The organism is Agromyces luteolus (assembly GCF_009729855.1).
GTDB lineage: Bacteria > Actinomycetota > Actinomycetes > Actinomycetales > Microbacteriaceae > Agromyces > Agromyces luteolus.
In genome coordinates this window covers 829,441-853,518 of the sequence record NZ_WODA01000025.1, presented here as the reverse complement: position 1 = coordinate 853,518, position 24,078 = coordinate 829,441, and the positions used below count along the sequence as shown (strand labels likewise).

Annotated in this window: 26 protein-coding genes and 1 riboswitch; of the genes, 17 read left to right on the top strand and 9 right to left on the bottom strand. The window is 73.6% G+C overall.

Features of this window, described 5'->3' with window-relative positions:
• The first annotated feature begins 146 nt into the window (after positions 1-146).
• Genes GLX25_RS17645 through pnuC form a run of 3 tightly spaced genes read left to right on the top strand, consistent with a single transcriptional unit; the run spans position 147 to position 3,214 of the window.
• On the top strand, positions 147-2,081 hold the full coding sequence (locus GLX25_RS17645) for a thioredoxin domain-containing protein (protein ID WP_155843813.1): 1,935 nt from the start codon (positions 147-149) through the stop codon (positions 2,079-2,081).
• A 24-nt stretch (positions 2,082-2,105) separates the two neighbouring features.
• Entirely contained in the window at positions 2,106-2,543 is a 438-nt protein-coding gene (locus GLX25_RS17640; RefSeq protein WP_155843812.1) for a DUF3054 domain-containing protein, read from the top strand.
• On the top strand, positions 2,540-3,214 hold the full coding sequence (gene pnuC / locus GLX25_RS17635) for a nicotinamide riboside transporter PnuC (RefSeq protein WP_166548964.1): 675 nt from the start codon (positions 2,540-2,542) through the stop codon (positions 3,212-3,214). The genes GLX25_RS17640 and pnuC overlap by 4 nt, the downstream gene beginning before the upstream one ends.
• A 39-nt stretch (positions 3,215-3,253) precedes the next feature.
• Here pnuC and GLX25_RS17630 read toward each other — a convergent pair whose 3' ends face one another.
• Complete coding sequence (locus GLX25_RS17630) at positions 3,254-3,586, bottom strand: hypothetical protein (protein WP_155843811.1); 333 nt, start codon at positions 3,584-3,586, stop codon at positions 3,254-3,256.
• A gap of 148 nt (positions 3,587-3,734) precedes the next feature.
• Here GLX25_RS17630 and GLX25_RS17625 point away from each other — a divergent pair, with 148 nt between their 5' ends.
• From GLX25_RS17625 to GLX25_RS17610, 4 genes are all read left to right on the top strand, one after another.
• On the top strand, positions 3,735-5,327 hold the full coding sequence (locus GLX25_RS17625) for a DUF7059 domain-containing protein (protein WP_271192493.1): 1,593 nt from the start codon (positions 3,735-3,737) through the stop codon (positions 5,325-5,327).
• Positions 5,328-5,402: 75 nt separating this feature from the next.
• A complete protein-coding gene (locus GLX25_RS17620) occupies positions 5,403-6,335 on the top strand; it encodes a J domain-containing protein (RefSeq protein WP_155843809.1) in 933 nt (310 codons plus the stop codon).
• 97 nt (positions 6,336-6,432) lie between these two features.
• Positions 6,433-7,716: a M18 family aminopeptidase gene (locus GLX25_RS17615; protein ID WP_155843808.1), complete on the top strand. Its 1,284-nt coding sequence runs from the start codon at positions 6,433-6,435 to the stop codon at positions 7,714-7,716.
• 143 nt (positions 7,717-7,859) lie between these two features.
• On the top strand, positions 7,860-8,369 hold the full coding sequence (locus tag GLX25_RS17610) for a rhodanese-like domain-containing protein (protein WP_155843807.1): 510 nt from the start codon (positions 7,860-7,862) through the stop codon (positions 8,367-8,369).
• A 73-nt stretch (positions 8,370-8,442) separates the two neighbouring features.
• Here the strand turns inward: GLX25_RS17610 and GLX25_RS17605 are convergent, their stop codons facing one another.
• A complete protein-coding gene (locus GLX25_RS17605; protein WP_155843806.1) occupies positions 8,443-8,634 on the bottom strand; it encodes a hypothetical protein in 192 nt (63 codons plus the stop codon).
• Positions 8,635-8,698: 64 nt separating this feature from the next.
• Complete coding sequence (locus tag GLX25_RS17600) at positions 8,699-10,072, bottom strand: L-serine ammonia-lyase (RefSeq protein WP_166548963.1); 1,374 nt, start codon at positions 10,070-10,072, stop codon at positions 8,699-8,701.
• Positions 10,073-10,354: 282 nt separating this feature from the next.
• Between GLX25_RS17600 and GLX25_RS17595 the strand changes: the two genes are divergently transcribed.
• The 3 genes from GLX25_RS17595 (at position 10,355) to GLX25_RS17585 (ending at position 12,588) form a co-directional block, all read left to right on the top strand.
• Positions 10,355-11,455: a ThuA domain-containing protein gene (locus GLX25_RS17595; protein ID WP_166548962.1), complete on the top strand. Its 1,101-nt coding sequence runs from the start codon at positions 10,355-10,357 to the stop codon at positions 11,453-11,455.
• Between the two features lie 99 nt (positions 11,456-11,554).
• On the top strand, positions 11,555-12,154 hold the full coding sequence (locus tag GLX25_RS17590) for a GNAT family N-acetyltransferase (RefSeq protein WP_155843804.1): 600 nt from the start codon (positions 11,555-11,557) through the stop codon (positions 12,152-12,154).
• 44 nt (positions 12,155-12,198) lie between these two features.
• Entirely contained in the window at positions 12,199-12,588 is a 390-nt protein-coding gene (locus GLX25_RS17585) for an MmcQ/YjbR family DNA-binding protein (protein WP_166548961.1), read from the top strand.
• Between the two features lie 32 nt (positions 12,589-12,620).
• Here GLX25_RS17585 and GLX25_RS17580 read toward each other — a convergent pair whose 3' ends face one another.
• The 3 genes from GLX25_RS17580 to GLX25_RS17570 form a co-directional block, all read right to left on the bottom strand.
• Positions 12,621-13,238 (bottom strand): CoA-binding protein, encoded by a 618-nt coding sequence (locus GLX25_RS17580; RefSeq protein WP_155843803.1) that lies wholly within the window; start codon positions 13,236-13,238, stop codon positions 12,621-12,623.
• Positions 13,235-14,554: an O-acetylhomoserine aminocarboxypropyltransferase/cysteine synthase family protein gene (locus GLX25_RS17575; protein ID WP_155843802.1), complete on the bottom strand. Its 1,320-nt coding sequence runs from the start codon at positions 14,552-14,554 to the stop codon at positions 13,235-13,237. Before GLX25_RS17575 ends, GLX25_RS17580 begins: the two co-directional genes overlap by 4 nt.
• Positions 14,555-14,632: 78 nt before the next feature.
• Complete coding sequence (locus tag GLX25_RS17570) at positions 14,633-15,196, bottom strand: cysteine hydrolase family protein (RefSeq protein ID WP_155843801.1); 564 nt, start codon at positions 15,194-15,196, stop codon at positions 14,633-14,635.
• 98 nt (positions 15,197-15,294) lie between these two features.
• On the opposite strand from GLX25_RS17570, the gene GLX25_RS17565 reads away from it, so the two are divergent.
• Both GLX25_RS17565 and GLX25_RS17560 read left to right on the top strand, forming a co-directional pair.
• Positions 15,295-15,585 (top strand): antibiotic biosynthesis monooxygenase family protein, encoded by a 291-nt coding sequence (locus GLX25_RS17565; RefSeq protein WP_166548960.1) that lies wholly within the window; start codon positions 15,295-15,297, stop codon positions 15,583-15,585.
• Positions 15,582-16,754 carry an FAD-dependent oxidoreductase gene (locus GLX25_RS17560; RefSeq protein WP_155843800.1) on the top strand — a complete coding sequence of 391 codons (1,173 nt, stop codon included), beginning with the start codon at positions 15,582-15,584 and terminating at the stop codon, positions 16,752-16,754. Before GLX25_RS17565 ends, GLX25_RS17560 begins: the two co-directional genes overlap by 4 nt.
• 31 nt (positions 16,755-16,785) lie before the next feature.
• Here GLX25_RS17560 and GLX25_RS17555 read toward each other — a convergent pair whose 3' ends face one another.
• The gene (locus GLX25_RS17555; protein WP_155843799.1) at positions 16,786-17,586 is read right to left on the bottom strand and encodes an alpha/beta fold hydrolase; all 801 of its coding nucleotides are present in this window, start codon (positions 17,584-17,586) and stop codon (positions 16,786-16,788) included.
• Between the two features lie 315 nt (positions 17,587-17,901).
• Positions 17,902-17,968: riboswitch (guanidine-III (ykkC-III) riboswitch) on the top strand.
• 14 nt (positions 17,969-17,982) lie between these two features.
• On the opposite strand from GLX25_RS17555, the gene GLX25_RS17550 reads away from it, so the two are divergent.
• From GLX25_RS17550 to GLX25_RS17530, 5 genes are all read left to right on the top strand, one after another.
• Positions 17,983-18,309, top strand: a complete 327-nt coding sequence (locus tag GLX25_RS17550; RefSeq protein ID WP_155843798.1) for a DMT family transporter — start codon at positions 17,983-17,985, stop codon at positions 18,307-18,309.
• Between the two features lie 244 nt (positions 18,310-18,553).
• Positions 18,554-18,985 carry a hypothetical protein gene (locus tag GLX25_RS17545; protein ID WP_155843797.1) on the top strand — a complete coding sequence of 144 codons (432 nt, stop codon included), beginning with the start codon at positions 18,554-18,556 and terminating at the stop codon, positions 18,983-18,985.
• Positions 18,979-19,212, top strand: a complete 234-nt coding sequence (locus tag GLX25_RS17540) for a helix-turn-helix transcriptional regulator (RefSeq protein WP_155843796.1) — start codon at positions 18,979-18,981, stop codon at positions 19,210-19,212. Before GLX25_RS17545 ends, GLX25_RS17540 begins: the two co-directional genes overlap by 7 nt.
• Complete coding sequence (locus GLX25_RS17535; protein WP_155843795.1) at positions 19,209-20,207, top strand: NAD(P)-dependent alcohol dehydrogenase; 999 nt, start codon at positions 19,209-19,211, stop codon at positions 20,205-20,207. Before GLX25_RS17540 ends, GLX25_RS17535 begins: the two co-directional genes overlap by 4 nt.
• Positions 20,207-21,259 carry an NAD(P)-dependent alcohol dehydrogenase gene (locus GLX25_RS17530; RefSeq protein ID WP_155843794.1) on the top strand — a complete coding sequence of 351 codons (1,053 nt, stop codon included), beginning with the start codon at positions 20,207-20,209 and terminating at the stop codon, positions 21,257-21,259. The genes GLX25_RS17535 and GLX25_RS17530 overlap by 1 nt, the downstream gene beginning before the upstream one ends.
• 88 nt (positions 21,260-21,347) lie before the next feature.
• Here GLX25_RS17530 and GLX25_RS17525 read toward each other — a convergent pair whose 3' ends face one another.
• Together GLX25_RS17525 and GLX25_RS17520 are read right to left on the bottom strand one after the other, a co-directional pair.
• Positions 21,348-22,364: a YeiH family protein gene (locus GLX25_RS17525; protein WP_155843793.1), complete on the bottom strand. Its 1,017-nt coding sequence runs from the start codon at positions 22,362-22,364 to the stop codon at positions 21,348-21,350.
• Positions 22,361-24,061 carry a dolichyl-phosphate-mannose--protein mannosyltransferase gene (locus GLX25_RS17520; RefSeq protein ID WP_155843792.1) on the bottom strand — a complete coding sequence of 567 codons (1,701 nt, stop codon included), beginning with the start codon at positions 24,059-24,061 and terminating at the stop codon, positions 22,361-22,363. Before GLX25_RS17520 ends, GLX25_RS17525 begins: the two co-directional genes overlap by 4 nt.
• Positions 24,062-24,078: the final 17 nt, after the last annotated feature.

Sequence of the window (24,078 nt, the reverse complement as noted above, 5' to 3'; positions counted from 1 at the left end):
CTCGCAGCGCCGATGGTACTGCAGGGGCGACCCTGTGGGAGAGTAGGACACCGCCGGACACACATTCACAGAAGAGCCGCCCACCGCCGGGCGGCTCTTCTGCATTTAACGCGACGCACCGCGGGCAGTGTGCCTACGCTGGATCGATGGCGAATCGACTGGCCGACGCGCTGAGCCCGTACCTCCGTGCGCACGCCGACAATCCCGTCGACTGGTACCCGTGGGGCGAAGACGCCTTCGACGAGGCACGTCGCCGCGACGTGCCCGTGATGGTGTCGATCGGCTACGCCACCTGCCACTGGTGCCACGTGATGGCCCGCGAAAGCTTCAGCGATCCGGCCATCGCCGAGATCCTCGGCGAGCACTTCGTGACGATCAAGGTGGATCGCGAGGAGCATCCCGAAGTCGACGCGAGCTACCTGGCCGCGGCATCCGCCTTCACCCGCCAGCTGGGCTGGCCGCTGACCGTGTTCACGCGCCCCGACGGCCGGACGTTCTACGCCGGCACCTACTTCCCGCCCCGGGCGCAGCAGGGCATCCCATCGTTCCGCGACGTGCTCGACGCCGTCGGCGAGGCGTGGCGCGAGCGCCGCGACGACCTCGATCGCACGGCGGAGGCCGTCGGCGAGGCGATCGCCGCGGCATCCGTCGCCCGCACCGACGCCGAACTCCCCGGGCGTGCGGCGCTCGAGGATGCGGTCCGGCTGCTCGTCGCCGACGAGGACGTCGTGCACGGCGGTTTCGGGTCGGCCCCGAAGTTCCCCGTCGCGCCGGTCCTCGGCTTCCTGGCCTCGGTGGGCGGTGACGGGCGCGAGCTCGCGACCCGCACGCTGCGGAAGATGGGCGCGTCGCCGCTCCGAGACCCCGTCGAGGGCGGCTTCTTCCGGTACGCGACGCGCGCCGACTGGAGCGAGCCGCACTACGAGCGCATGCTCACCGACAACGCGCTGCTCCTGGAGGTCGCCGCCGAGCTCGCGACGGGCGACGATCGCCCTGCGTTCCTCGACGCGCTCGCGTCGGGCGTCGTCTCGTTCCTCACCGAGCGGATGGAGCTGCCCGGTGGCGGCTTCGCCGCCGCGCAGGACTCGGAGAGCGTCATCGACGGCCGTCGCGACGAGGGCGGGTACTACCGACGGGACGCCGCGGGTCGCGCGGACCTCGAACCTCCGGCGCTCGACGCGAAGCTGCTCACGGGGTGGAACGGGCTCGCGATCGGTGCACTCGCGCGCGCCGGGCAGGTGTTCGGCGACGCCGACGCGATCGCGTCCGCGCGGCGAGCTGCCGACCGGCTCCTCGCCGAGCACGTCCGCGCCGATGGAACCCTCGTCCGAGCCTCCCTCGACGGCCGGGCCTCGAGCGCGCCGGCCACCCTCGAGGACACGGGGATGCTCGCCGGCGGGCTCGTGCGGCTCGCACTGGCGACCGGCGAGGCACGGTACGCGATCGCTTCACGCGAACTCGTCGACGCGGCCGCCGCGGCGGCGGCCGCTGCGCCGGGTCGGACCGGATCGACCGACGACGGGAATTCGGTCCACCTGCCGTTCGCCGCACCCGGCGGCGGCGACCCGGTGCTCGCCGCCCGCGGGCTCGGCTTCGCCGACGACCCGGCGGAGGGGGCGGCGCCCTCGGGTCTCACGGCGTGCGCCGACGCCGCGTGGCGGCTCGCCGCGCTCGGCGCGGGCGATCGGTACCGCGAGCTCGCCGAGGCGGCCGCGCGAGTGGTCGCCGGCATCGCGCCGACGAGGCCGATCGCGTTCGGCGGTGCGCTCGGCCTGATGTCGTGGCTCGCCGCGCCGCTCGTGCAGCTCGTGGTCGTGGCACCCGACGACCCGACCGCCCCGCCGGCCGACCGGGACGGTCCCGCGACGGAGCTCATCGAGGAGGCGCGCCGGGCGGAGGCATCCGTCACCGCCGTCGTCACCGAGACGCAGGCCGCCGCATTCGCGGACGCCGGGTTCGAACTGTTCGCCGGCCGGACGACCCGGGACGGCCGTGCCACGGCGTATCGGTGCCGGTCGTTCGTGTGCGCCCTGCCCGTGACGTCGGCGGCCGAGCTCCGGTCGCTCTCGTCGGCCGGGTGAGTCCCGGCGACCTACGATGGTCGCATGCCCGCCGCACCCCGTCTCCCCGTCGTGGCGGCCGCCGCTGGGGCGGCCGACGTCGTCCTCGTCGTCGTGTTCGCCGCGATCGGTCGGGCCAGCCACGGTGAGACGGTCGACGTCGCCGGCACGTGGGAGACCGCGTGGCCGTTCCTCGTCGGCCTGGTGATCGGATGGCTCGTGGCGCGCGGGTGGCGCCATCCGCTCGCCGTGCGGCCGACCGGGATCGCCGCGTGGGTGTCGGCCGTGGTCGTCGGCATGCTGCTTCGACTCGCGACGGGGGCCGGCGCGGCGCTCGCCTTCGTGGTCGTCGCCTCGGTGACGCTGGCGGCGTTCCTGCTGGGCTGGCGGGCCGTCGTCTCGCTGGTCCGGCGCGCCCGGCGCGCCCGGCGCCCGCGCCGCGAGACGACGACCGAGCACGGCGACGCGGCGGTCGCGCCGTGAACCCGATCGCGTGGCTGTTCGACGCGCAGCTGGTGATCGGCGACCAGGTCATCCTCTGGCGTGAGATCGTCGGGAACGCGTTCGGCCTCGCGTCGGCGCTCGGCGGGCTCCGCCGCAAGGTGTGGGCGTGGCCGGTGGGCATCGTCGGCAACGTCCTGCTCTTCACGGTCTTCCTCGGGGCCGTGTTCGGCACGCCGAACCCGGTGAACCTGCTCGGCCAGGCCGCCCGTCAGGTCATGTTCATCATCGTGTCGATCTACGGCTGGATCCAGTGGTCGCGCAACCGGCACGGCGACGCGTCCGCTCCGGCCGTGACGCCGCGGTGGGCGACGGGCCGGGAGCGCGTGCTCCTCGTCGTGCTCCTCGTCGGCGGCACGCTCGCGCTCACCCCGGTCTTCCGGGCGCTCGGATCGTTCGAGCCGGTGTGGGCCGACGCGTGGATCTTCGTGGGATCGCTGCTCGCGACCTGGGGCATGGCGCGCGGCTGGACCGAGTTCTGGCTCATCTGGGTCGCGGTCGACATCGTCGGGGTCCCGCTGCTCGTGAGCGCCGGATACTACGCGTCGGCGCTGCTCTACCTGTTCTACGGGGTGTTCACGCTCGTCGGCTTCATCACCTGGATGCGGGTGCAGCGGCGTGCGGATGCCGCGAACGCGCCGGCCGCGACCTGACCCGCCGTCGACCCGGCGTGACGGACGCCGGGCGGCCGGTCACCAGGCGGTCGGGACCCGGCCGAGCAGGCTCCACACCGCGGTGCTGAGTTCGGGGTGATCGAGCGCGATGTCGCGGAGGATCTCGAACTCGAAGCGCTCGGCGGCGCCGCGTCGCGCGGTCGGATGGTAGGCGCGCGCCCGGGCGGGGCTCCAGCGCTCGGAGTGCAGGCGCTCCTCGCGGAGCGTCGCGACGACCTGCTCGTCGACCGACGGCAGCTCGGGCAGGAAGGCCCACGGGTCCTCGCCGAGGCGGCACCGCAGTTCGATGAGTGCGGCGAGTTCGTCTCGCGCGTCCTGTCGCAGGCGCTCGAGCGTGGTCGGCTCTGCCATGTGCGACCTCCCCTCGCTCGTCCGATCGTAACCGACCGTACCCGGGACGTGTGTCGTCCGGGTTACACGGGCCGGCGGCGCATGGACGTGCGGTGGCCGGCGGATGACGAACGGGCGACGGAGGCGGCTCGGCTGGTTGAATACCATCGTGAGCACACCCGCCGGCGGGCCCGACGACGCACCCGACCCCGAGTCGGTGGACGCGCTCGCGGCCGACCTGGGTGCCGCGGGGTACACGGTCGCGGGGATCGAGGCACTGTGGGAGCGCGGCGCCGCCGAGACGTCCACCCACCCGGGTGCCGCCCTCCGCCGGGGCCATCGCGTCCCCGCCCTCCGGGCGCTCGCCGACGTCGAGCCCGACGAGCGGCCGCTCGCGACGCTCGTGCGGTGCTTCGTGCTCGGCGTGCCCGTGGCATCCGTCGACCTCGCCGAGGCCCTGCCGGGGCTCGGCATCGACCGCGCCGCAGCGCTCGGCCTGGTGAACGTCGAGGGCGCCCTCGCCGCGCCGCGGGTGGACCTGCGTCCGTACGCGTTCGACGATGCCGCCGGCCGGGGGGAGTGGTGGATCGCATCCGACCCCGGCGAGCTCGCGACCGGCGGCGCACTCCCCGAGGAGTACGTGCTCGGCGTCGGTGGCGCATCCATGACGCTCAGCGGCCTCCTGCTGCAGCGGTCGATCGCGACCGCGTTCGACCTCGGCACCGGGTGCGGCATCCAGGCGATGCACGCGTCGCGGTTCAGTGACCGCGTCATCGCGAGCGACATCTCGGAACGCGCGCTGCGGTTCGCCCGGCTGAACGCGCGGCTCAACGGCATCGACGGCGTCGAGTTCCGGCTCGGCAGCCTCTACGAGCCGCTCGGCGACGAGCGGGTGGACCGCATCGTCTCGAACCCGCCCTTCGTGATCACGCCACGACGCGACGGCGTCCCCGCGTACGACTACCGCGACGGCGGAATGGTGGGCGACGCGATCGTCGAGGCGGTCGTGCGCGGCGCCGCCGATCGCCTCGCCCCCGGCGGGATCGCGCAGCTGCTCGGCAACTGGGAGTACCGGCGCGCGGGAGACGACCTCGCCGACGGGCTCGAACGCGTCGCCGGATGGGCCGCCGAGGCGGGCCTGGAGTACTGGGTCGTCGAACGCGAGCGGCAGGACCCGAGCGAGTACGCCGAGACGTGGATCCGCGACGGCGGGACCAGGCCGGGCACGCCCGAGTTCGAGGACCTGCACGGCGCGTGGCTCGAGGACTTCGCGAGTCGCGCCGTCGAGTCGGTCGGGTTCGGGTACGTGCTCCTGCGCCGTTCCGTCGAGGGCCGCGCACCGGTCCTCGCGCGCGCCGAGCGGCTTCACGGACCGCTCGGCGACGTCACCGGCGGTCTCGCCGCGCACCTCGAGACGTGCCTCGCGGCGTCCGACCTCGTCGGCGCGCTCGACGACGCCGCGCTCCGCGCCCTGCGCCTCGCGGTCGCCGAGGACGTGACGGAGGAACGGCACCACTGGCCGGGCGCCGAGCAGCCGACGGTGATCCTCCTCCGCCAGGGCGGCGGCTTCGGCCGGGTCGTCGACGCGGGCACCGGGCTCGCGGCGCTCGTCGGGGCGGCCGACGGGGACCTGCCGCTCGGCGTGCTCGTCGATGCGATCGCCGACCTGCTCGAGGTCGATCGCGCCGAGCTCTGGGACGAGCTCGCGCCGGCGACGCGCGAGCTCGTCGCCGGCGGGATGCTGCGCCCGGTCGTCGCCTGAGCCGTCTCGGAGGCGGCGCACGGCGAGATCCCCGACGGCGGCGGTATCCTCGTGGCTGCCACCGAAAGCGAGCCCATGCCCGACTCCCCTCTGTCCGATTCGCCCTACGAGGTGCTCGGCGTCTCCTCCGACGCGGACGCCGCGTCACTGCGCCTCGCGTACCGGCGAGCGTTGCGGCACGCCCACCCCGACACGGGCGGCGATGCCACGCGGTTCCACGCCGTGCAACGCGCCTGGGAGCTCGTCGGCACCCCCGAGGCGCGTGCGGCGTTCGACCGCGGGTCGGGCGGCGGCATGGCCGAGCCCCAGCACGAGGCGTGGGCGCCCGCGGCCCCTCGCCCGCGCCGCGACTCGCGGCCCATGGCCCGCGCGTACGGGCACCCGGGCGGCTGGACGCGCGAGCGCTACCTCGACCTCATCCGCGAGTGGGCGGGCCGCGGCGTGACGCTCGACGACCCGTACGACGCGGCGCTCGTGCGGTCGGCGCCGCGCGACATCCGTCACGTGCTCGCCGACGCGCTCGCCGAGGAGGAGACCGCCCGCGCGCTCGCGACCCTCGGCATCGCCTACACGGTCTGGCACGACATCGCGACGGATGCCGCCGGCCCGGGGTTCCCGCCCAAGCTCGACCACCTCGTGCTCGGCCCGACCGGTCTCCTCGCGATCCAGTCGGAGGACTGGGGCGGACCGGTCGCGTTCAAGCGCGGCGAGCTCGTCGGCGAGGCGCTCGACGGCGAGCGGCCCATCCGGTTGCTCGCCGCACGCGCGAAGGCCGTCGCCCGCGCGGCGCGGGTCAAGCCGACGGCGCTCGTGGTGGTCGTGCCCGACGAGGACGCCGCGATGCCGCTCGAGGTCGGCGGGTCCGTGCGCGGCGCGGCGGTCGTGCTCGCGCGGCGGTCGCGGCTCGCGAGCGCGATCCGCGAGGGCATCCCCGGGTCGCCCCTGCTCGGCGGTGCGGACGTCATGGAGATCCGGGCCCGGCTGCAGGCGACCATCCGGTTCGCCTGACGGCGTCGACCTGGGACCCGCGGCCGGCCGGCGGCGCCGGCACGGCGCGGCACGGCGGCGGTCCGGGGCACCGTCCGAGGTTTGCCAAGATGGAGGGATGGGCACCCCTGACGTCGACGCGTACATCGAGGACTTCACCGCGTTCGTGACGGCATCGCCGTCGTCGTACCACGCGGCCGAGGAGGTGGCCCGCCGCCTCGAGCAGGCCGGGTTCGACCGGCTCGACGAGCGCGACGCGTGGCCGAGCGACCCCGGACGCCGGGTCGTCGTCCGCGACGGCGCGGTGATCGCCTGGGTGCAGCCCGCCGGCGCGGAGGCGACCACGCCGTTCCGGATCCTCGGCGCGCACACCGACTCGCCGTCGTTCAAGCTCAAGCCGAACCCGTCGAGCGCGGCGGCCGGTCTCTCGCAGGCGAACGTCGAGGTCTACGGCGGGCCGTTGCTGAACTCCTGGCTCGACCGGGAGCTGCGCCTCGCCGGCCGACTCGCCACGCGCGACGGCGCGACCCACCTCGTCGCCACGGGCCCGCTGCTGCGCATCCCGCAGCTCGCGGTGCACCTCGACCGCGGCGTCAACACCGACGGCCTCACGCTCGACAAGCAGCGCCACGTGCAGCCGATCTGGGGCGTGGAGACGATCGGCGACCCGGCCGACATCGTCGCCCACCTCGCCGCGCTCGCCGGCGTCGACGCCGACGAGGTCGTCGGGCACGACGTGCACGTCGTCGACGCGGCGGCGCCCGCCCGGTTCGGCCGGGGCGACGTGTTCCTCGCCGCCGGGCGGATGGACAACCTGACCTCCGTCCATGCCGGGCTCACCGCGATCCTCGACGCGCCCGCCGACGCGGGGCACATCAGTGTCCTCGCCGCCTTCGACCACGAGGAGCTCGGCTCGGACTCGCGGTCGGGCGCGAGCGGGCCCTTCCTCGACGACGTGCTGGCCCGCATCGGCGCGGGGCTCGGCGCGGGCGTTGAGGAGCGCCGCCGCGCGTTCGCCGCGTCGTCGCACGTCTCGAGCGACGCCGGCCACGCCGTGCACCCGAACTACCCCGAGCGGCACGACCCGGTGAACCGTCCCGTGCTCGGCGGCGGGCCGCTGCTGAAGCTCAACGCGAACCAGCGGTACGCGACGGATGCCTCGGGCGCGGCGCTCTGGGCGGCGGCGTGCCGCGCAGCGGGCGTGCCGACCCAGGAGTTCGTGTCGAACAACGCGATCCCGTGCGGCTCGACGATCGGGCCGCTCACCGCCACCCGCCTCGGCATCCGCACCGTCGACGTCGGACCGCCGCTGCTCTCGATGCACTCGGCCCGGGAGCTGGCGCACGTCGAGGACCTCGCGGCCCTCGGCGCGGCGGTCGGCGCGTTCCTCCGCGGCGCCTGACGCCCAGGGGCGCCCGGGCGCGGGCATCGGGCGGCACGCATGCCCCGAGGACGAGGACGCGGTCCGGCGATCTGGCGGGATGTCGCGCAACGCGGGCCGGATTCGTGCCCGTCATCCGGTGAGCTCGGTGCGAGCATCGGAGCATGTCGAACGCGATCGCTCCCGTGCCCGCCGCCGCCGCGGCATCCGTCGACGGGCTCTTCGCCCACGTCGCCACGCCGGAGGAGGCCGTGCGCCACTTCCGCGCGCGACTCGGCTTCGAGACCGACGTCTCCGACGTGTCGGCGGCGCTCGGCGCATCCGACCCCGGCTTCGTGCTCGTCGACACGCGCAGCGAGGCCGCCTGGGCGGCCGGTCGCATCCCCGGGGCGGTGCACCTTCCCGGGCGTCGCATCGCGGAGGTCGCTCCGACGCGGTTCGCCCCGGGGACGCCGGTCGTCGTGTACTGCTGGGGCCCCGGCTGCAACGGTGCGACGCGCGCGGCGCTCGCGTTCGCGAGCCTCGGGCACCCGGTGAAGGAGATGCTCGGCGGCTTCGAGTACTGGGTGCGCGAGGGGTTCGAGGTCGAGCGCGACGGCGGGCGCGAGCGGCGTGCGGTCGACACGCTGACCAACGTCGAGACGGGCGGCCCGGTCGTCGAGTGCGCCTGTTAGGGGGACACGGGCGCGGGGCGGCGGGATGCGTCCGCGCGCGTCGACGACGGGCCGAGTCGTCGTGCGGGCGCGATCAGCGCAGCGGGCCTCGCCGCTGCTCGAGCCAGAGCGTGTGCTCGCGGAGGCCGTTGCGGACGGCGGCCTTGATGATCAGGTAGCCGATCCAGAGGCTCAGCGCGATGATCGCCAAGTAGATGAGCGAGCCGATGATGAGGGCGGCGACGCTCAGGCCGCCGACCATGCCGGGGTCGATGTTCGGGTCCACCCGGCTACCTTCGCAGAGTCGCGGCCTGCGGCGGAAGCGACCCATCCGGGGGACACGGCCCGGTTCAGCACTCGATGACGTTCACCGCGAGGCCGCCCTCGCTCGTCTCCTTGTACTTCGACATCATGTCGATCCCGGTCTGGCGCATCGTCTCGATCACGGTGTCGAGCGAGACGACGTGCGTGCCGTCGCCGTGCAGGGCGAGGCGCGCGGCCGACACCGCGGTCGACGCGGCGATCGCGTTGCGCTCGATGCAGGGCACCTGCACGAGCCCGGCGACCGGGTCGCACGTGAGCCCGAGGTGGTGCTCCATCGCGATCTCCGCTGCGTTCTCGATCTGCGCCGGCGTACCGCCGAGCACGGCGCACAGGCCGCCCGCGGCCATCGCGCACGCGGAGCCGACCTCGGCCTGGCATCCACCCTCCGCGCCCGAGATCGACGCGTTCCTCTTCACGAGGCTCGCGATCGCCGACGCGGTGAGCAGGTAGCGTCGGATGCCCTCGCGGTCGGCGCCCGGCACGTACTTGAGGTAGTAGTGGCCGACCGCGGGGATGATGCCGGCCGCTCCGTTCGTCGGCGCGGTCACGACCCGGCCGCCCGAGGCGTTCTCCTCGTTGACGGCGAGCGCGAAGGCGTGCAGCCATTCGGTGGACGTGTCCCGCACGTGCTCGTCGCGGTCGTATTCCTCGAGACGGCGGCGGACCTCGGGCGCGCGGCGCTTCACGCGGAGGCCGCCGGGGAGGGTGCCCTCGGTGGCGAGCCCGTGCGAGACGCACTCGGCCATGGCGTCCCAGATCGCGTCGAGGCCGGCGACGATGCCCTCTTCGCCGTGCACTGCGACCTCGTTCCGCCAGGAGATGTCGCAGAGGCTCACGCCGTGCTCCTGGCAGAGCGCGAGCAGCTCCGCCGCGTTCGAGTAGGGCAGCGGATGGCGCAGCGCCTCGGCCTGGTCGGGCGCGTCGCCGTCACGACGGATGAAGCCGCCGCCGACCGAGTAGTACGTCCCCTCGGCGATCGGGAGTGCGTCGTCGTCACCCCACGCCTGCAGGGTGAGCGCGTTCGGGTGACCGGGAAGCCGGGTGCGGGGTTCGAGGGAGACGTCGGCCTGCGACATCCGCACGGCGTGGTGACCGGCGAGGAGGACCTCGGCACCGTCGCCGAGCCTCGCCCACGCGCTGCGCACGTCGTCGGGGTCGCAGTCGTGCGGGGCGAGCCCGCCGAGGCCGGCGACCACGGCGTCGGGCGTGCCGTGACCGAGCCCCGTCGCCCCGAGCGAACCGTAGAGCGAGCAGGTGATGCGGCGCACGCGCTCGAGGCGGCCATCGGCGGCCAGACCGTCGACGAACATCCGCGCGGCCCGCATGGGTCCGACCGTGTGCGAACTCGAGGGGCCGACGCCGATCGAGAACAGGTCGAGGGCTGAGACGAACGCTGTCACGCTTCAAGGCTACGTCGCAGCACGCGCAGGCATTCGCCGCGGATTCGCAGAATCGTGCGTCCGACGGGCGCATCTCCGCCGGAATGCACCGACATTGCGCATCTGCGCACTTTGATGTCGATGACGACAAAAGATGCTCACGTAGTGCACAGGTATCGACGGAAGGGATTGACATCTCCCGACGCCGCCGAATAGTGTCGGTCGCGCAATATGTCGCCTGACGCAACATATTCAGCGGTTCAGGCGGCACCGGAACGGTCCACTCGAAGGGGAGAACGACCCATGAAGCAACCTGCCAAGCTCGCCGTCACGGGGCTCTGCGCCGTCGGCCTCACGCTCGGCCTCGGCATCGCCGCGGCACCCGCCCAGGCGGACGACGACTACGAGGTGCTCGTCGTCGGCGAGACCCTCGGGTTCCGCCACTCGCACATCGACGACACCACGAACGCGATCATCGCGCTCGGCGAGGAGCACGGCTTCGACGTCGACGTGTGGGATCCGCCACAGGGCAACTCGCCCGGGCAGCCCGCGCTGACGCTCGCGAGCTCGCCGTTCACGACCGCCGATGACCTGTCGACGTACGCCACGATCATCTTCGCCTCGCCCGTGGACGCGACCAACAACCTCGACCCGAACCGGCCCCGCCTGCTGAACGACACCGAGCTCGCGGCGTTCCAGGGCTACATCCGCGGCGGGGGCGGCTACGTCGGTCTGCACGCGGCGACCGATTCGATGCACACCGTGCCCTGGTACAGCGAGTTGACCGGCGGCAGCGCCCGGTTCCGCAACCACCCCGCGCAGCAGACCGCCACGATGCGCGTCGAGAGCCCGGCGCATCCGTCGACCGAGATGCTGCCGACCGAGTGGGTGCGCTTCGACGAGTGGTACAACTTCACGACCAACCCGCGCGACGACGTGCACGTGCTGCTCACGCTCGACGAGTCGACGTACAACCCGGGCAGCGGCGCCATGGGCGCCGACCACCCCATCGCGTGGTGCCACAACTTCGAGGGCGGCCGGTCGTGGTACGAGGGGGCCGGGCACGTGGATGCCGCGTGGTCGGACCCGCTGTTCCTCAGCCACATCCTCGGGGGGATCGAGTGGACCGCCGGCGTCGTCGAGGGCGGCGGCGACTGCGTGACCTTCGGCGAGGTCGGGGGCGTCCTCGACGGGCTCGCGGACGGATCGATGCGCGCGCAGATGCTCGGCAGCGGCGTGGGCGAGTACCTCGCCGAGGCCGAAGCCGCCGCTGATGCCGGCGACCACGCCTCCGCTGCGGCAATCCTCCGCCAGGCCCAGGGGAAGGCCCACGGCCTGCAGGACGACGTGCTCGTGGCGAAGATCGGCGACCTCATCGAGTGGCAGGTCGGCCTGACCGGCTGACCTCGCCGAAACGGGCGACGGCCGGGGAACGCGATCCCCGGCCGTCGCTGCGCGCGGTACCCGGCGGAGGCACAGCCGTCGACGCGTAGGCTGGATCGGATGCCCACCACCGAATCGATCCCGACGTTCCGCCTCCCCGCCTCGACCGCCGACGGGGTGGCGATGCGACGCATGCGCGACGACGAGATCCCGCTGGTCGGACGACTCGTGCGCGACGCGTACGCGGGCGACTACGAGCTGACCGAGGCCTACCTCGACGAGATCGAGGCCGTCGGCGAGCGTGCGCGCGAGCACGAGGTCTGGGTCGCCGCCGACACGGTGACCGGCGAACTGCTCGGCACCGTGACGCTCCCGCGACCGGGTCGGCGCATGTCCGCCGTCGCGCGGCACGAGGACGAACTCGACTTCCGGTTCCTCGGCGTCGCGGCGGCCGCGCGTGGGCGTGGCGTCGGCGAGGCCATGGTGCGGCACGTGCTCTCGCTCGCCGTGAGCCGCGGCATCCGTCGGGTCGTGCTCAACACGGGCGAGCAGATGCGGCCGGCGCGCCGGCTCTACGAGCGCATGGGCTTCGAGCGGCTCGAGGACCGCGAGTTCACGTTCTCGCGGCCCGACGGCACGCCCGTGCACATCCTCGCCTACGGGATCGACGTGCCCGGCGCGAGCAGCGGCCCGGGCGTCGCCACCGCGCCCGCGGCCTGACGGTCGGCCGTCCGCCTGACGGTGGGGCGGCGTAGCCTCGAGGCGTGGCCACCATCCACGACCTTCGCCGCGCCGCCGGCGCGCTTCCCGGCAGTGAGGAGCGCGCGATGACGGGCGGCGCCGCGTGGTTCGTCCGCCGCAGGCTCTACGCGTGGGAGTGCCATCCGTGGCCCAGCATCCCGGCCGACATGCGCGAGATCATCGCGGCCGAGCTCGTCGTCGGGGTCAAGGTCGCCGAGCCTGTCGATGCCCTCGCGCTCGTGCAGATGGCGCCCGACGTGTTCCTGCGGACGACCACGACCTGGGGCGAGCCGAAGGTCGCGTTCCGGATGGCGGCGATCGACCCGGATCATCTGGCCGAACTGGTCACCGAGGCGTGGCGCGTGCAGGCGCCGAAGTACCTCCGCGCCGAGTTCGACGCCGCGCTCGGCTAGGGTTCCGGGCGCCGTGCTCGTGAGCCGCGGACTCAGCGACCGCCGCGGCGACTCGTGATCTGGCCGGTGTCGAAGCCGAGCAGGTGCAGCCCGCCGTGGAAGCGCGCGTGCTCGACCTTGATGCAGCGGTCCATGACCACCGTGAGGCCCTGCTCCTCGCCGTAGTACGCGGCCTGCTCGTTCCAGATGCCGAGCTGGACCCAGATGGTCTTCGCGCCCGCCGCGACGACCTCGTCGACGACCGACGGGATGTCGCTGCCGCGCCGGAACACCACGACGACGTCGGGCACCTCGGGCAGGTCCGTGAGGCTCGCGTACGCCGGCTGGCCGAGGATCTCGGTCTCGTTCGGGTTCACGAAGTACACCCGGTAGTCGCTCGACTGCTGCAGGTACGTGCCGACGAAGTAGCTCGAGCGCTGCGGCTTCGGCGAGGCGCCGACGATCGCGACCGACTTCGCCGCGTTCAGGATTCGAAGCCGCGCCTTGGCGTCGGGCCCGATCCAGGTGCGCTGCGACTTCAGCAGCTTCGCCAGCGGCGAGCTCGCCGGGAGTTCGCAGGAGAGCCCGTTGACGAGGCGGACGGTCTCGACGTCGGATGCCGCGGCATCCGCCTCGGCTGCGGTCGTGCCGGTCTCGCTCGCGATGCTCATCGTGCGCCTCCCAGGGCGGTCAGGACGCGGTCCCGCGTCGCGGCGGTCAGCGCCTGGTCGAGGTCGGCGATGATGTCCTCCACATCCTCGATGCCGACCGAGAGGCGCACGACGCCCGGCAGCACGCCCGCGTCGACGAGCTGCTGGTCGGTGAGCTGCGCATGCGTGGTCGACGCGGGGTGGATGATGAGCGTCTTCGCGTCGCCGATGTTGGCGAGGTGCGAGGCGAGGTTCACGTTCTCGATGAGCTTCTGGCCCACCTCGCGGCTGCCCTTCACCTCGAAGCTGAACACCGAGCCCGGCCCCTTCGGCAGGTACTTCGCCGCGCGCTCGAAGTGCGGGTGGTCGGGCAGGCCTGCCCAAAACACGCGCTCGATGCGCGGGTCGTCGTCGAGCCACTCGGCGACCTGGCGCGCGTTGTCGATGTGCGCTTGGATGCGGTACGGCAGCGTCTCGACGCCCTGTGCGAGCAGGAACGCCGAGTGCGGGGCGAGCGCGGGCCCGATGTCGCGCAGCTGCTCCGCACGGAGGCGCGTGAGGAACGCGTACTCGCCGAAGTTGCCCGACCACTGCAGGCCGCCGTAGCTCGGCACCGGCTCGCCGAACAGTGGGAACTTCTCGGAGTGCCAGTCGAACCGGCCCGACTCGACGACCACGCCGCCGAGCGTCGTGCCGTGCCCGCCGAGGAACTTCGTCGCCGAGTGGGTGACGAGGTCGGCGCCCCACTCGATCGGTCGGTTGAGGTACGGCGTCGCGATCGTCGAGTCGACGATGAGCGGGATGCCGTGCGCGTGCGCCACGTCGGCGAGGCCCTCGAGGTCGGCGATCTCACCCGAGGGGTTCGCGATCGTCTCGACGAAGATCGCCTTGGTGCGCTCGGTGATCGCGGGCGCGTAGTCCGCCGGGTCGGAGGAGCGCACGAATGTCGTCTCGACGCCGAAGCGGCGGAGCGTCACATCCAGCTGCGTGATCGAGCCGCCGTAGAGGTTCGCCGAGGCGACGATGTGGTCGCCCGTGCCCGCGAGGCTCGCGAAGGTGATGTACTGCGCCGAGAGTCCGCTCGCGGTCGCGACGGCGCCGAGGCCGCCCTCGAGGCTCGCGACGCGCTCCTCGAACGCGGCGACCGTCGGGTTCGCGAGGCGCGAGTAGATGTTGCCGTACTTCTGCAGCGCGAAGCGCGCAGCGGCATCCGCCGTGTCGTCGAAGACGAACGCGCTCGACTGGTAGATGGGGAGCGCGCGGGCGCCCGCCTCGGCGTCGGGGATGTTGCCCGCGTGGATGGCGCGGGTCTTGAAGCCGTATTCGCGGTCTGCCATGGGGACACGGTAGTCCGGTCGGTCGCGGCATCCGCTCGCGCCCGTAACGCAGGGCAACGGATGCCGCGGCGCTGCCCGCTACCCGCCGAGCACGTCGTCGGTCGCGACGACCCGCGCGAAGCCGCCGCCGTCGAGGTTCACCGCGGTCGCGCGCGCGAGCTCGGCCGCGGTGAGGCGGATGCCGCCGGGGCCGGCCATCTCGAACGTGTGCGTCGCGTCGATCGGCAGCACGACGTCGTAGCCGAGGTTGCCCGCCATGCGGGCGGTCGTCTCGACGCACTGGTTGGTCTGGATGCCGCAGACGACGAGTTGACGGATGCCGCGCTCGCCGAGCCAGGCGTGCAGGTCAGGGTCGCCGTAGAACGCCGAGTTGACGTCCTTGGTGACGAACAGGTCGTGCGGGGCGTCGGCGACTACGGGCTTCAGGGCGTTGCCAGGGGTGCCTGCCGCGAGCGGGGAGCCGGGCTCGCGCGAGTCGTGGCGGACGAGCACGATCGGCCGCGAGGCATCCGCCCATGCCGTGACGAGCCGGCCGACGTTCGCCTCGGCGTCGGGGTTGTCGCGCTCGCCCCAGTAGTCGGGGTCGTCGAAGCCCTGCTGCACGTCGATCACGATGAGGGCGGCGGTGTCGTCGAGGTCCATGCATCCATCGTCGCCGGGCGGCGGCGCCGGTGCGCCCGCGACGCCTGCCGATCTTGCGCGAACGACTGCCACGCTGTGCCGCGGGTAGCGTTGGGCGCGTGATCCTCGAACACGCGATCCTGCCAGTCGTCCCCGGCCGCGAGGCCGCCTTCGAAGCCGCGTGCGCCGAGGCGCGGCCGATCATCTCGTCGATGCCGGGGTTCGTGGACCTCACCCTCTCGCGCTCGGTCGAGACGCCGAACGAGTACCTCCTTCTCGTGCACTGGGAGCGACTCGAGGATCACGACCCGGGCTTCCGCGAGTCGCCGGAGTACGCGCGCTGGCGCGAGCTGCTGCACGGGTTCTACGAGCCGTTCCCGGTGGTCGAGCACTTCCGGGAGGTCCGATGAGCGGCGTCACGCACGTCGAGACGGTCGTCGTCGGCGGCGGTGCGATGGGCGCCGCGACCGCCTGGCAGCTCGCGCGGCGCGGGCGCGACGTGACGATGCTCGAACGGTACGAGCCGGGGCACCGCAACGGCGCCTCGCACGGCGCCTCGCGGAACTTCAACGTCGGGTACGCCGACCCCGCCTATGTCGCGATGCTCGTCGAGGCGCTGCCGCTCTGGCGCGAGCTCGAGGCGGACTCGGGGACGCCGCTGCTCGAGCTCGTCGGGGTCGCGAACCACGGGCGGGCCGCGCACTTCGACGCCGTCCAGGCGGCGCTCACGGCGGCCGGGATCCCGGCCGAGTTCCTGCCGATCGAGGAGGCGTCGCGCCGCTGGCCCGGCATCCGCTTCGACACCCGGGTGCTGTTCAACGAGCGGGCGGGCCGGGTGAACGCGGATGCCACGATCGCGGCGCTGCACGCGACGGCCGCCGCCGCCGGGGCCGACGTTCGGCACCGCACGCGGGCCACGCGGATCGAGCCGCTCGGCGAGGATCGCGTGCGCGTGGCATCCGTCACCGACGCGGGCGTCGAGGAGGTGTTCGAGGCACGGACGGCCGTCGTCACGCTCGGCGCCTGGACCACGAAGTTCGTCGGCGGTCTCGCGCTGCCGTCGCTCGTCGTCACGCAGGAGGGGCCCGCGCACTTCGCGGTGCGCGACGAGGCGATGCCATGGCCGAGCTACAACCACTTCCCGGGTGCGGCGGCCGACGGGTACGACTACTGGCGCTCGCCCGTCTACGGCATGCTGACGCCGGGCGAGGGCGTGAAGGCCGGATGGCACGGGGTCGGCCCCGTCGTCGACCCCGACGCCCGCGACTTCCTGCCCGTGCCCGACCAGCTCGCCGACCTGCAGCGCTACGCGCGCGACTGGCTGCCCGGGGTCGACGCCGACGCGGTGACGCCGATCAGCTGCACGTACACGACCACGCCCGACGAGCACTTCGTGCTCGACCGGATCGGGCCGATCGTTGTCGGCGCGGGTTTCTCGGGGCACGGGTTCAAGTTCACGCCCGTCGTCGGGCGCATCCTCGCCGATCTCGCCGACGGGTCGGGGCCGGCGCCCGAGCGGTTCGCGGCCGATCGCGTGGCTCAGGCCGGCGGATCGCCGACGGGGCTCGCCGGGAGCTGACGCGCCCCGGGTCGTCGCTCCGACGCCGCCGTCACGCGGCGTGCGCGTCGAGGAACGCGAGGACCGCAGGGTCGGCCGGGTCGATCAGGTGACCGCCGGCGACGTCGGACCGACGTGCGCCCGGGATCCGGTCGACGATCCACCCGGCGGCCCGATGGAGCGGCTCGGGCGACGACTCCGCGACGACGACGAGCGTCGGCGCGCGCACCGCCTCGAGTTCCCCGGCCTCGTAGCGCCGCGGACGCGCGGAGAGGTCGAGCCCGTCGCCGGCGAGCTCGGCGAGCACCCCGCCGTTCGCCGCTGCGAACGCGCCGCGCACGTCGGCGGGGAGCCCGGTCCACGCCTCGTCCCCGAGCATCACCCGGAACACCGCTTCGGCCGCCCGGTCGGGGTGCTCGGCCGCCGTGGCGGCGATCCGGTCGCGCGCCTCCGCGGCCCAGGCACGGGCGGCGGCGTCGGTCGTGAACAGCGCGGGCTCCAGGAGGACCAGCGCCGAGACCGCCTCGGGGTGTCGGCGCGCGAGCTCGAGTGCGATCAGGCCTCCCGTGCTGCGGCCGACGACCGCGGCAGGCGTCGCGTCGGCCTGATCGAGCAGGGCCGCGGCGTCGGCCACGTGGTCGTCGAGGCTGGTCGCGGCATCCGCTTCGGCACCGGCGCTGCGGACGAAGCCGCGACGGTCGTAGGTGAGGCACCGCCCGCGCTCGGCGAGGCGTTCCGCCGCGTCGGCCCAGAGGGCGGCGGAACTCGGCGTGCCGTGGATCCCGAGGATCGGCGCTCCCCGGCCGCGCTCCTCGACGTGCAGGTCGACCCCGTTCACGCGGATGCGGGCCATGCCGTCAGGCTACGCCGATCGACCCGGGCTGCACAGGGCCTGATCAGGCCCTGTGCATGCCCGGCGCCCGCCCGGTTCGCGGCCGATCGCGTGGCTCAGGCCGGCGGATCGCCGACGGGGCTCGCGGGGAGCTGACTGTCGCGGTCAGGCGCTGCACGCCGGGCGGAATGTAGGACGACGGCCGGAATGGAGGACCGGAACGGCAGTCTGCGTCCTTCATTCCGCGGTTCGTCCTACGAAGGAGGGTATGGGCGGGCTGCGCCGCGGGCGCCCGGGCTGCACAGGGCCTGATCAGGCAGGGTTGCTAGCCTCAGGGCAGGTCGCCCGACGGCGGCCCCGGACGAGGGAATCCAGTACCCGGAACGCGACAAGACTGGCCGAAGGAGTGCCGTCATCATGTCGTGGATCGTCCTCATCGTCTCCGCTGTGCTCGAGGCCGTCTGGGCCACCGCCCTCGGCAAGTCCGAGGGGTTCACCAAGCTCTGGCCGTCCGTCGTGTTCGGCGTCGCGCTCGTCGGCTCGATGGGCGGGCTCGCCTGGGCCATGCGCGACATCCCGGTCGGCACCGCGTACGCGGTGTGGGTCGGCATCGGCGCGGCCCTCACGGTGATCTGGGCCATGATCACGGGCGACACGGAGGTCTCGTGGGCGCGGCTCGCGCTCATCGCGGGCCTCGTCGGCTGCGTCGTCGGCCTGAAGCTCGTCGGCGGCGCCGACCACTAGGCGCGACTCCGCGTGGCGACCCGGGCACGCACGCCCCGCCGTGCCCCGAGAAGTCGCGCATGCACGATCCTGCCGGGCATCCGCGACTTCTCGACGAATGACGCTCGGCGCGCGGCCGGCCGCGCTGCGAAGCACTCGCGTGCGGCGCGGGCGCGCGGCATCCGCTCTGTAAAGAATGCTTGACATGGTGTCGAGAATGGTTGACACTGGGCATGTCAAACATTCTTCACATCGGAGGACGCGGATGTCGTATGAGGAGAAGGGCACCTGGGTCTACCTGGTCGTGTCCGTCGCGGCGTACGGGGTGTACCTCTCCCTCGTGATCCCTCGGCTCGCGGAGGGAGGCCCCGTCGGGGACGTCGACTACGTCGCACCCATGCTGTGGACGATCGGCGGTGCGATCGTGGCCTCCATCGTCGGGCGGATCCTGGTCGAGATCGTCTTCCCGAGCGAGAGCACGAAGGGCGACGTTCGCGACCGCGAGATCGACCGCCTCGGCACCCGGGTCGGCAGCTCGTTCATCGTGATCGGCGCGCTCGGCGCGCTCGTGCTGTCGATGCTCGAGGCCGATTGGTTCTGGATCGCCAACGTGATCTACCTGGGCTTCCTCCTCGGCGCGGTGCTCGAGAGCATCACGCGGCTGTTCGCCTATCGCCGGGGGGTGCCGACATGGTGAAGCCCACGCGGGTCACCAACGACATCCGTTCGCTTCGATTCCGCCACGGCGAGATGACGCAGGCCGAGCTCGCGGAGCGGCTCGGCGTCACCCGCCAGACCGTCATCGCCATCGAGCAGGGCCGCTACTCGCCCTCGCTCGAGATGGCCTTCCAGATCGCTCGGGTGTTCGGGGTGCCGCTCGACGACGTCTTCCAGTACCCCCACGAGGAGGTGTCGGCATCATGAGGATCGCCGCCTATCACCGGTACGGTGCACCCGAGGTCGTCGGGGTCGAGGAGCGGGAGCGGCCGGAGCCCGGCCCGGGCGAGCTCCGCGTGCGGGTGCACGCGGCGTCGGTCGGGGCGGCGGATGCCGCGGGCCGATCGGGTTCGCCCTGGTTCGCGCGGCTCGCCTTCGGGCTGCGCCGCCCCCGCAACGCGGTGCTCGGGTCGGACTTCGCGGGCGTGGTCGACGCCGTCGGCGAGGGGGTGACGCGCTTCGCGGTCGGCGACCGGGTCTTCGGCGCGACGGGCGTCGACGGCGGCGCCCACGCCGAGGCGGTCGTCGTCCGCGAGGACGGCGCCGTCGTGCCCCTGCCCGAGGGCGTGTCGGTCGAGGCGGCCGTCGCGATCTGCGACGGAGCGATGACGGCGCTGCCGTTCCTCCGCGACGGCGGCCGCGTCGGCGCGGGCAGCCGGGTACTGGTCAACGGCGCATCGGGCGCGGTCGGCGCGGCCGCGGTGCAGCTCGCCGTGCGGCTCGGCGCAGAGGTCACCTCGGTGTGCGGGCCTACGCACGTCGAACTCGTCGCGGGGCTCGGGCCTCACCGGGTCGTCGACTACACGCGCGACGATCCGATGCGGCCCGGAGCCCCCGGTGCGCCGTTCGACGTCGTCTTCGACGCGGTCGGCAAGTCGACCTTCCGGCGGGCGCGCGCCGTGCTCGCGCCGGGCGGCCGGTACCTGACGACCGTTCCGTCGTGGGCGATCATGGCCCAGCAGGTCACCTCGCGGCTCGGGCGTCGGCGCGCGATCGTCATGTTCACCGGGCTGCGCTCGGTCGAGGCCAAGCGGCCCGATCTCGAGGAACTCGCGGCGCTCGCCGCATCCGGCGCGTTCACCCCCGTCATCGAGCGGGTCATCCCGCTCGACGCGATCGCCGAGGCGCACCGCCTCGTCGACACCGGACACAAGTCCGGCACGGTCGTCGTCACGCCCGTGCCCGAATACCAGGAGGCATGATGCGCGCACTCGTCCAGAACGGCTACGGCGGCCCCGAGGTGCTGGCCGTCGCCGACGTCCCCGAGCCCGGCGCGCCCGGCCCCGGCCGGGTCGCGATCGAGGTGCACGCCGCGGGCGTGCACGCCGGCGACGTGTGGATCATGCGCGGCGAGCCCCGGCTCATCCGCGCCGCGTTCGGCTGGAAGCGCCCGAAGAAGCCGGTCGGGCGCGACGTCGCCGGAGTCGTGAGCGCAGTCGGCGCCGGCGTCACGACCCTCGCGGTCGGCGACCGCGTCTTCGCAGAGTCCGACCAGGCCGGGTTCGCCGAGACCGCCGTGGTCGACGCGCGCTTCGTCCGGCGCGCGCCCGCGAACCTCGACGACGTGCACGCGGCCGTCATCCCGGTCTCCGGGACGACCGCGCTGCAGGCGCTGCGGCTCGCTCGCGTCGGCCCGGGCGACCGGGTGCTCGTCATCGGCGCGTCGGGCGGAGTCGGCACGTACGTCGTGCAGCTCGCAGTGGCGATGGGAGCGACCGTCACGGGCGTCGCGAGCGGAGCCAAGGCCGACCACGTGCGCTCGGCCGGCGCGACCCGCGTGATCGACCACCGCACCGAGGACGTCACGGCGGACGGTGCGACGTACGACGTCGTGATCGACCTCGTGGCCGCGCAGTCGCTCGGCGCCCTGACGCGCATCCTCGCGCCGCGCGGGACGCTCGTGCTGTCGGCCGGCACCGGATCGCGCACGTTCGGCCCGCTTCCGCGCATCGCCGCCGCGGTGTTCCGGTCGCCCTTCACGCGGCGGCGCCTCGTGTCCCTCGCGGCGCGCCGCAACGGGGACGACCTCGATGCGCTCCGCGCGTTCGCCGAGGCGGGGGAGCTGCGGCCCGTCGTCGACGAGGTGTTCCCGCTCGACCGGGCGCCCGAGGCGCTCGCGCGGCTCGCATCCGGCAGTGTCCGTGGCAAGGTCGCGATCCGCGTGCGCGGCGGCGACGACGAGACGGATGCCGCGGCTCGCGCGGCCTCCGACGTCGGCGCACCGGCGACCGGGCACGTCGCCCAGTCGGACTGACGCGTCGGACGGGGCGGTGCGGCGCTGCTTCGGCCGCGCCGCACCGCCTCGCAGGTGCCGCACGCGATCAGTCCCCCGGAGCCGCCGCTCAACCGAGCAGCACAGCCCCGTACGCGAGCGCCGCGACGAGCACCCACGACGCGAGCCCCGTGACGAGCGCCCGCCACCCCGTGTGCAGCAGCGCGGCGACGCGGATCGACGCGCCGAGCGCGAACAGCGCCATCGCGAGCAGGGTCGTCTGCACGAGGTCGGCCGCCGCCAGCACGGCCTCGGGCACGTGAAGGAACGTCCGCACGAGCACCGCGACCAGGAAGCCCGCGATGAACAGCGGCACGATCGCGGGGCGCGGGCCGGAGGCATCCGTCGATCGACGTCGCTCGACGCCCGCGACGATCGCGACGATCGGCGCGAGCAGCAGCACGCGCGTGAGCTTCACGACGACCGCCACGGCGAGCGCCGACGCGCCCGCGATCTGCGCGGTCGCGACCACCTGGCCGACGTCGTGCACGCCCGCTCCGACCCAGTGGCCGAACTGAGTCGCCGAGAGGCCGAGCGGATGCCACAGCGCGGGCAGCACCGCGATCGCGAGCGTGCCGCACAGCGTGACGAGAGCCACCGGCCGGGCCTGCTCGTCGTCGCGCGCCCGGACCGTGGCGGCCATCGCGCCGATCGCCGAGGCGCCGCAGATCGCGAAACCGCTCGCGACGAGGAGCGGCTCGTGGCCGGGCAGCCGCATGGCCCGGCCGAGCGCGACCGTGCCGAAGAACGTGAGGACGACCACTGCCACGGTGGTCGCGATCGTGATCCAGCCGAGGCCCGCGATGTCGGCGAGGCTGAGCTTCAGGCCGAGGAGCACGATGCCGGTGCGCAGCAGGGTCCGCGCGGAGAAGCCGAGGCCCGGCTTCAGCACGCCGTCGAGGCCGGGGCGCACCGGCGGGAGCTGCCCGGCGACGATGCCCGCGGCCACGGCGACCGTGAGCAGCGGCACGGCCGGGACCGCGAGGTGGACCAGCCAGGCGCCCGCGGCGGCCGCCGCCGCGACGGCGAGGCCCGGCATCCGCTCACGCCACCGGCGCCGCGCCTCGCCCGCCGCTGCGCCGCTCATCCCCAGCCCGGCAGCCAGAAGTGCAGCTGCCGGAACTCGGGCGTCACGGGCATCGCCGTCCAGAGCGGGAGGAAGAAGATCGAGACCGCCGCCGCGACGCCGAGGAACACTGCGACGGTGGCGATGCCCTGCTGTCGTCGCCACGTCGGGTCGTCCCGCCGGCCGAGCACGATGCCGATGACGGCGGCCAGCGCGAGCAGCAGGTAGGGCTCGTAGGCGATCGTGTAGAACTGGAACACCGTGCGCCCGAGGTACGCGAGCCACGGGAGGTAGCCGGCGGCGACGCCGACGAGGATCAGGCCGGCGGTCCACTCGCGGTACCGGGCGAACCGGTAGACCAGGTAGCCGGTGGCGAGCGTCGCGGCCCACCAGATGATCGGGTTCGGGATGCCCATGATCGACGACCAGCACTCCGCCTGGCCGCAGCCGCCCGACCCGTCGGTGGTCGAGGCGAAGTACATGTTCGTCGGCCGCCACGAGATCGGCCAGGTCAGGGGGTTCGCCTGCCACGGATGCGGGGAGGCCACGCCGACGTGGTAGCCGTACGCGGCCTGGTGGTAGTGCCAGAGGCTCTGGAGCGAGTGCGGCACCCACGACCAGAACCCCGTCGCTGCGTTGCCCGGTTCGTCGGCCCAGCCGCGGTAGTAGCCGCCGTCGGTGACGAGCCATCCGGTCCACGAGGCCAGGTAGACGACGCCGGCCACGGGGACGAGCAGGAGGAAGGTCGCGGGCGCCTGCTTGAACAGCGCGCCCTCGACCCAGAACCCGAGCCCGGCGCGGCGCCGCGCCATAGCGTCGACGAGCACGAGGTAGAGGCCGAAGGCGGCGATGAAGTAGAGGCCCGACCACTTCACGGCGGTCGCGGCACCGAATGCGACGCCCGCCGCGATGACCCAGGGGCGCGCCCAGACGACGGGCCCCCAGTGCGGATCGCCGCCGCCGGCGCGGAGGGCGGCCAGCCGTTCGCGCAGCCGCGCCTCGGTCGCCGCGCGGTCGAGCAGGACGAACCAGAAGCCGAGCAGGCAGAACAGCATCACCCAGTTGTCGAGCAGTGCCACCCGGCTCATGACGATCGCGTTGCCGTCGATCGCGAGCAGGAACCCGGCGATCACGGCGACGAGCGTCGAGCGGAACAGGCGCGTGCCGATCATGGTCATGAGGAAGACCGCGACCGTGCCGGCGAGCGCCGTCGACGCGCGCCACCAGAACGCGCTGTCGGCGCCGAACAGCGCCATGCCGAGGCCGATCATCCACTTGCCGAGCGGCGGGTGCACGACGTACGCGGGATCGTCGGAGAACACCTCGGTGTCGCCGCGAGCGAAGTCCTCGTTCGCCCCCTCGGGCCACGCCGACTCGTAGCCGTTCGCGAGGAGCGTCCAGGCATCCTTCACGTAGTAGGTCTCGTCGAACACGATCGCCTGCGGGTGCCCGAGGTTCCAGAACCGCAGCACCGCGGCGAGGAGCGTCACCGCGATCGGGCCGCCCCAGGTCCACAGCGCACGGCGGCGCGGCGTGCGCAGCAGGTTCGACCACCACGCGTCGAGGCGGGTGCCGACGGGCCCGCGCGCCGACGCGGGTGGGGCGGGGGCGTCGGATGCCTCGGGCTCGCGCTCCGGTGCGGGCCGGTCGCCGTCGCTCCCGTCGGGGGCCGCCTCGTGCGCGTCGCGCGCGCTCGCGTCGACCTCGTGGAGACCCATGCGCTCCACCCTAATCG

Coding starts and splice junctions, on each gene's coding strand:
- GLX25_RS17570 (WP_155843801.1), bottom strand. CDS start 15,196: ATGGACCTCGACGACACCGCCGCCCTCATCGTGATCGACGTGCAGCAG.
- GLX25_RS17555 (WP_155843799.1), bottom strand. CDS start 17,586: ATGGCCCGCATCCGCGTGAACGGGGTCGACCTGCACGTCGAGGAGCGC.
- GLX25_RS17550 (WP_155843798.1), top strand. CDS start 17,983: ATGTCGTGGATCGTCCTCATCGTCTCCGCTGTGCTCGAGGCCGTCTGG.
- GLX25_RS17595 (WP_166548962.1), top strand. CDS start 10,355: ATGAAGCAACCTGCCAAGCTCGCCGTCACGGGGCTCTGCGCCGTCGGC.
- GLX25_RS17645 (WP_155843813.1), top strand. CDS start 147: ATGGCGAATCGACTGGCCGACGCGCTGAGCCCGTACCTCCGTGCGCAC.
- GLX25_RS17630 (WP_155843811.1), bottom strand. CDS start 3,586: ATGGCAGAGCCGACCACGCTCGAGCGCCTGCGACAGGACGCGCGAGAC.
- GLX25_RS17525 (WP_155843793.1), bottom strand. CDS start 22,364: ATGAGCGGCGCAGCGGCGGGCGAGGCGCGGCGCCGGTGGCGTGAGCGG.
- GLX25_RS17535 (WP_155843795.1), top strand. CDS start 19,209: ATGAGGATCGCCGCCTATCACCGGTACGGTGCACCCGAGGTCGTCGGG.
- GLX25_RS17590 (WP_155843804.1), top strand. CDS start 11,555: ATGCCCACCACCGAATCGATCCCGACGTTCCGCCTCCCCGCCTCGACC.
- GLX25_RS17560 (WP_155843800.1), top strand. CDS start 15,582: ATGAGCGGCGTCACGCACGTCGAGACGGTCGTCGTCGGCGGCGGTGCG.
- GLX25_RS17615 (WP_155843808.1), top strand. CDS start 6,433: ATGGGCACCCCTGACGTCGACGCGTACATCGAGGACTTCACCGCGTTC.
- GLX25_RS17530 (WP_155843794.1), top strand. CDS start 20,207: ATGCGCGCACTCGTCCAGAACGGCTACGGCGGCCCCGAGGTGCTGGCC.
- GLX25_RS17640 (WP_155843812.1), top strand. CDS start 2,106: ATGCCCGCCGCACCCCGTCTCCCCGTCGTGGCGGCCGCCGCTGGGGCG.
- GLX25_RS17520 (WP_155843792.1), bottom strand. CDS start 24,061: ATGGGTCTCCACGAGGTCGACGCGAGCGCGCGCGACGCGCACGAGGCG.
- GLX25_RS17580 (WP_155843803.1), bottom strand. CDS start 13,238: ATGAGCATCGCGAGCGAGACCGGCACGACCGCAGCCGAGGCGGATGCC.
- GLX25_RS17620 (WP_155843809.1), top strand. CDS start 5,403: ATGCCCGACTCCCCTCTGTCCGATTCGCCCTACGAGGTGCTCGGCGTC.
- GLX25_RS17610 (WP_155843807.1), top strand. CDS start 7,860: ATGTCGAACGCGATCGCTCCCGTGCCCGCCGCCGCCGCGGCATCCGTC.
- GLX25_RS17575 (WP_155843802.1), bottom strand. CDS start 14,554: ATGGCAGACCGCGAATACGGCTTCAAGACCCGCGCCATCCACGCGGGC.
- GLX25_RS17545 (WP_155843797.1), top strand. CDS start 18,554: ATGTCGTATGAGGAGAAGGGCACCTGGGTCTACCTGGTCGTGTCCGTC.
- GLX25_RS17540 (WP_155843796.1), top strand. CDS start 18,979: ATGGTGAAGCCCACGCGGGTCACCAACGACATCCGTTCGCTTCGATTC.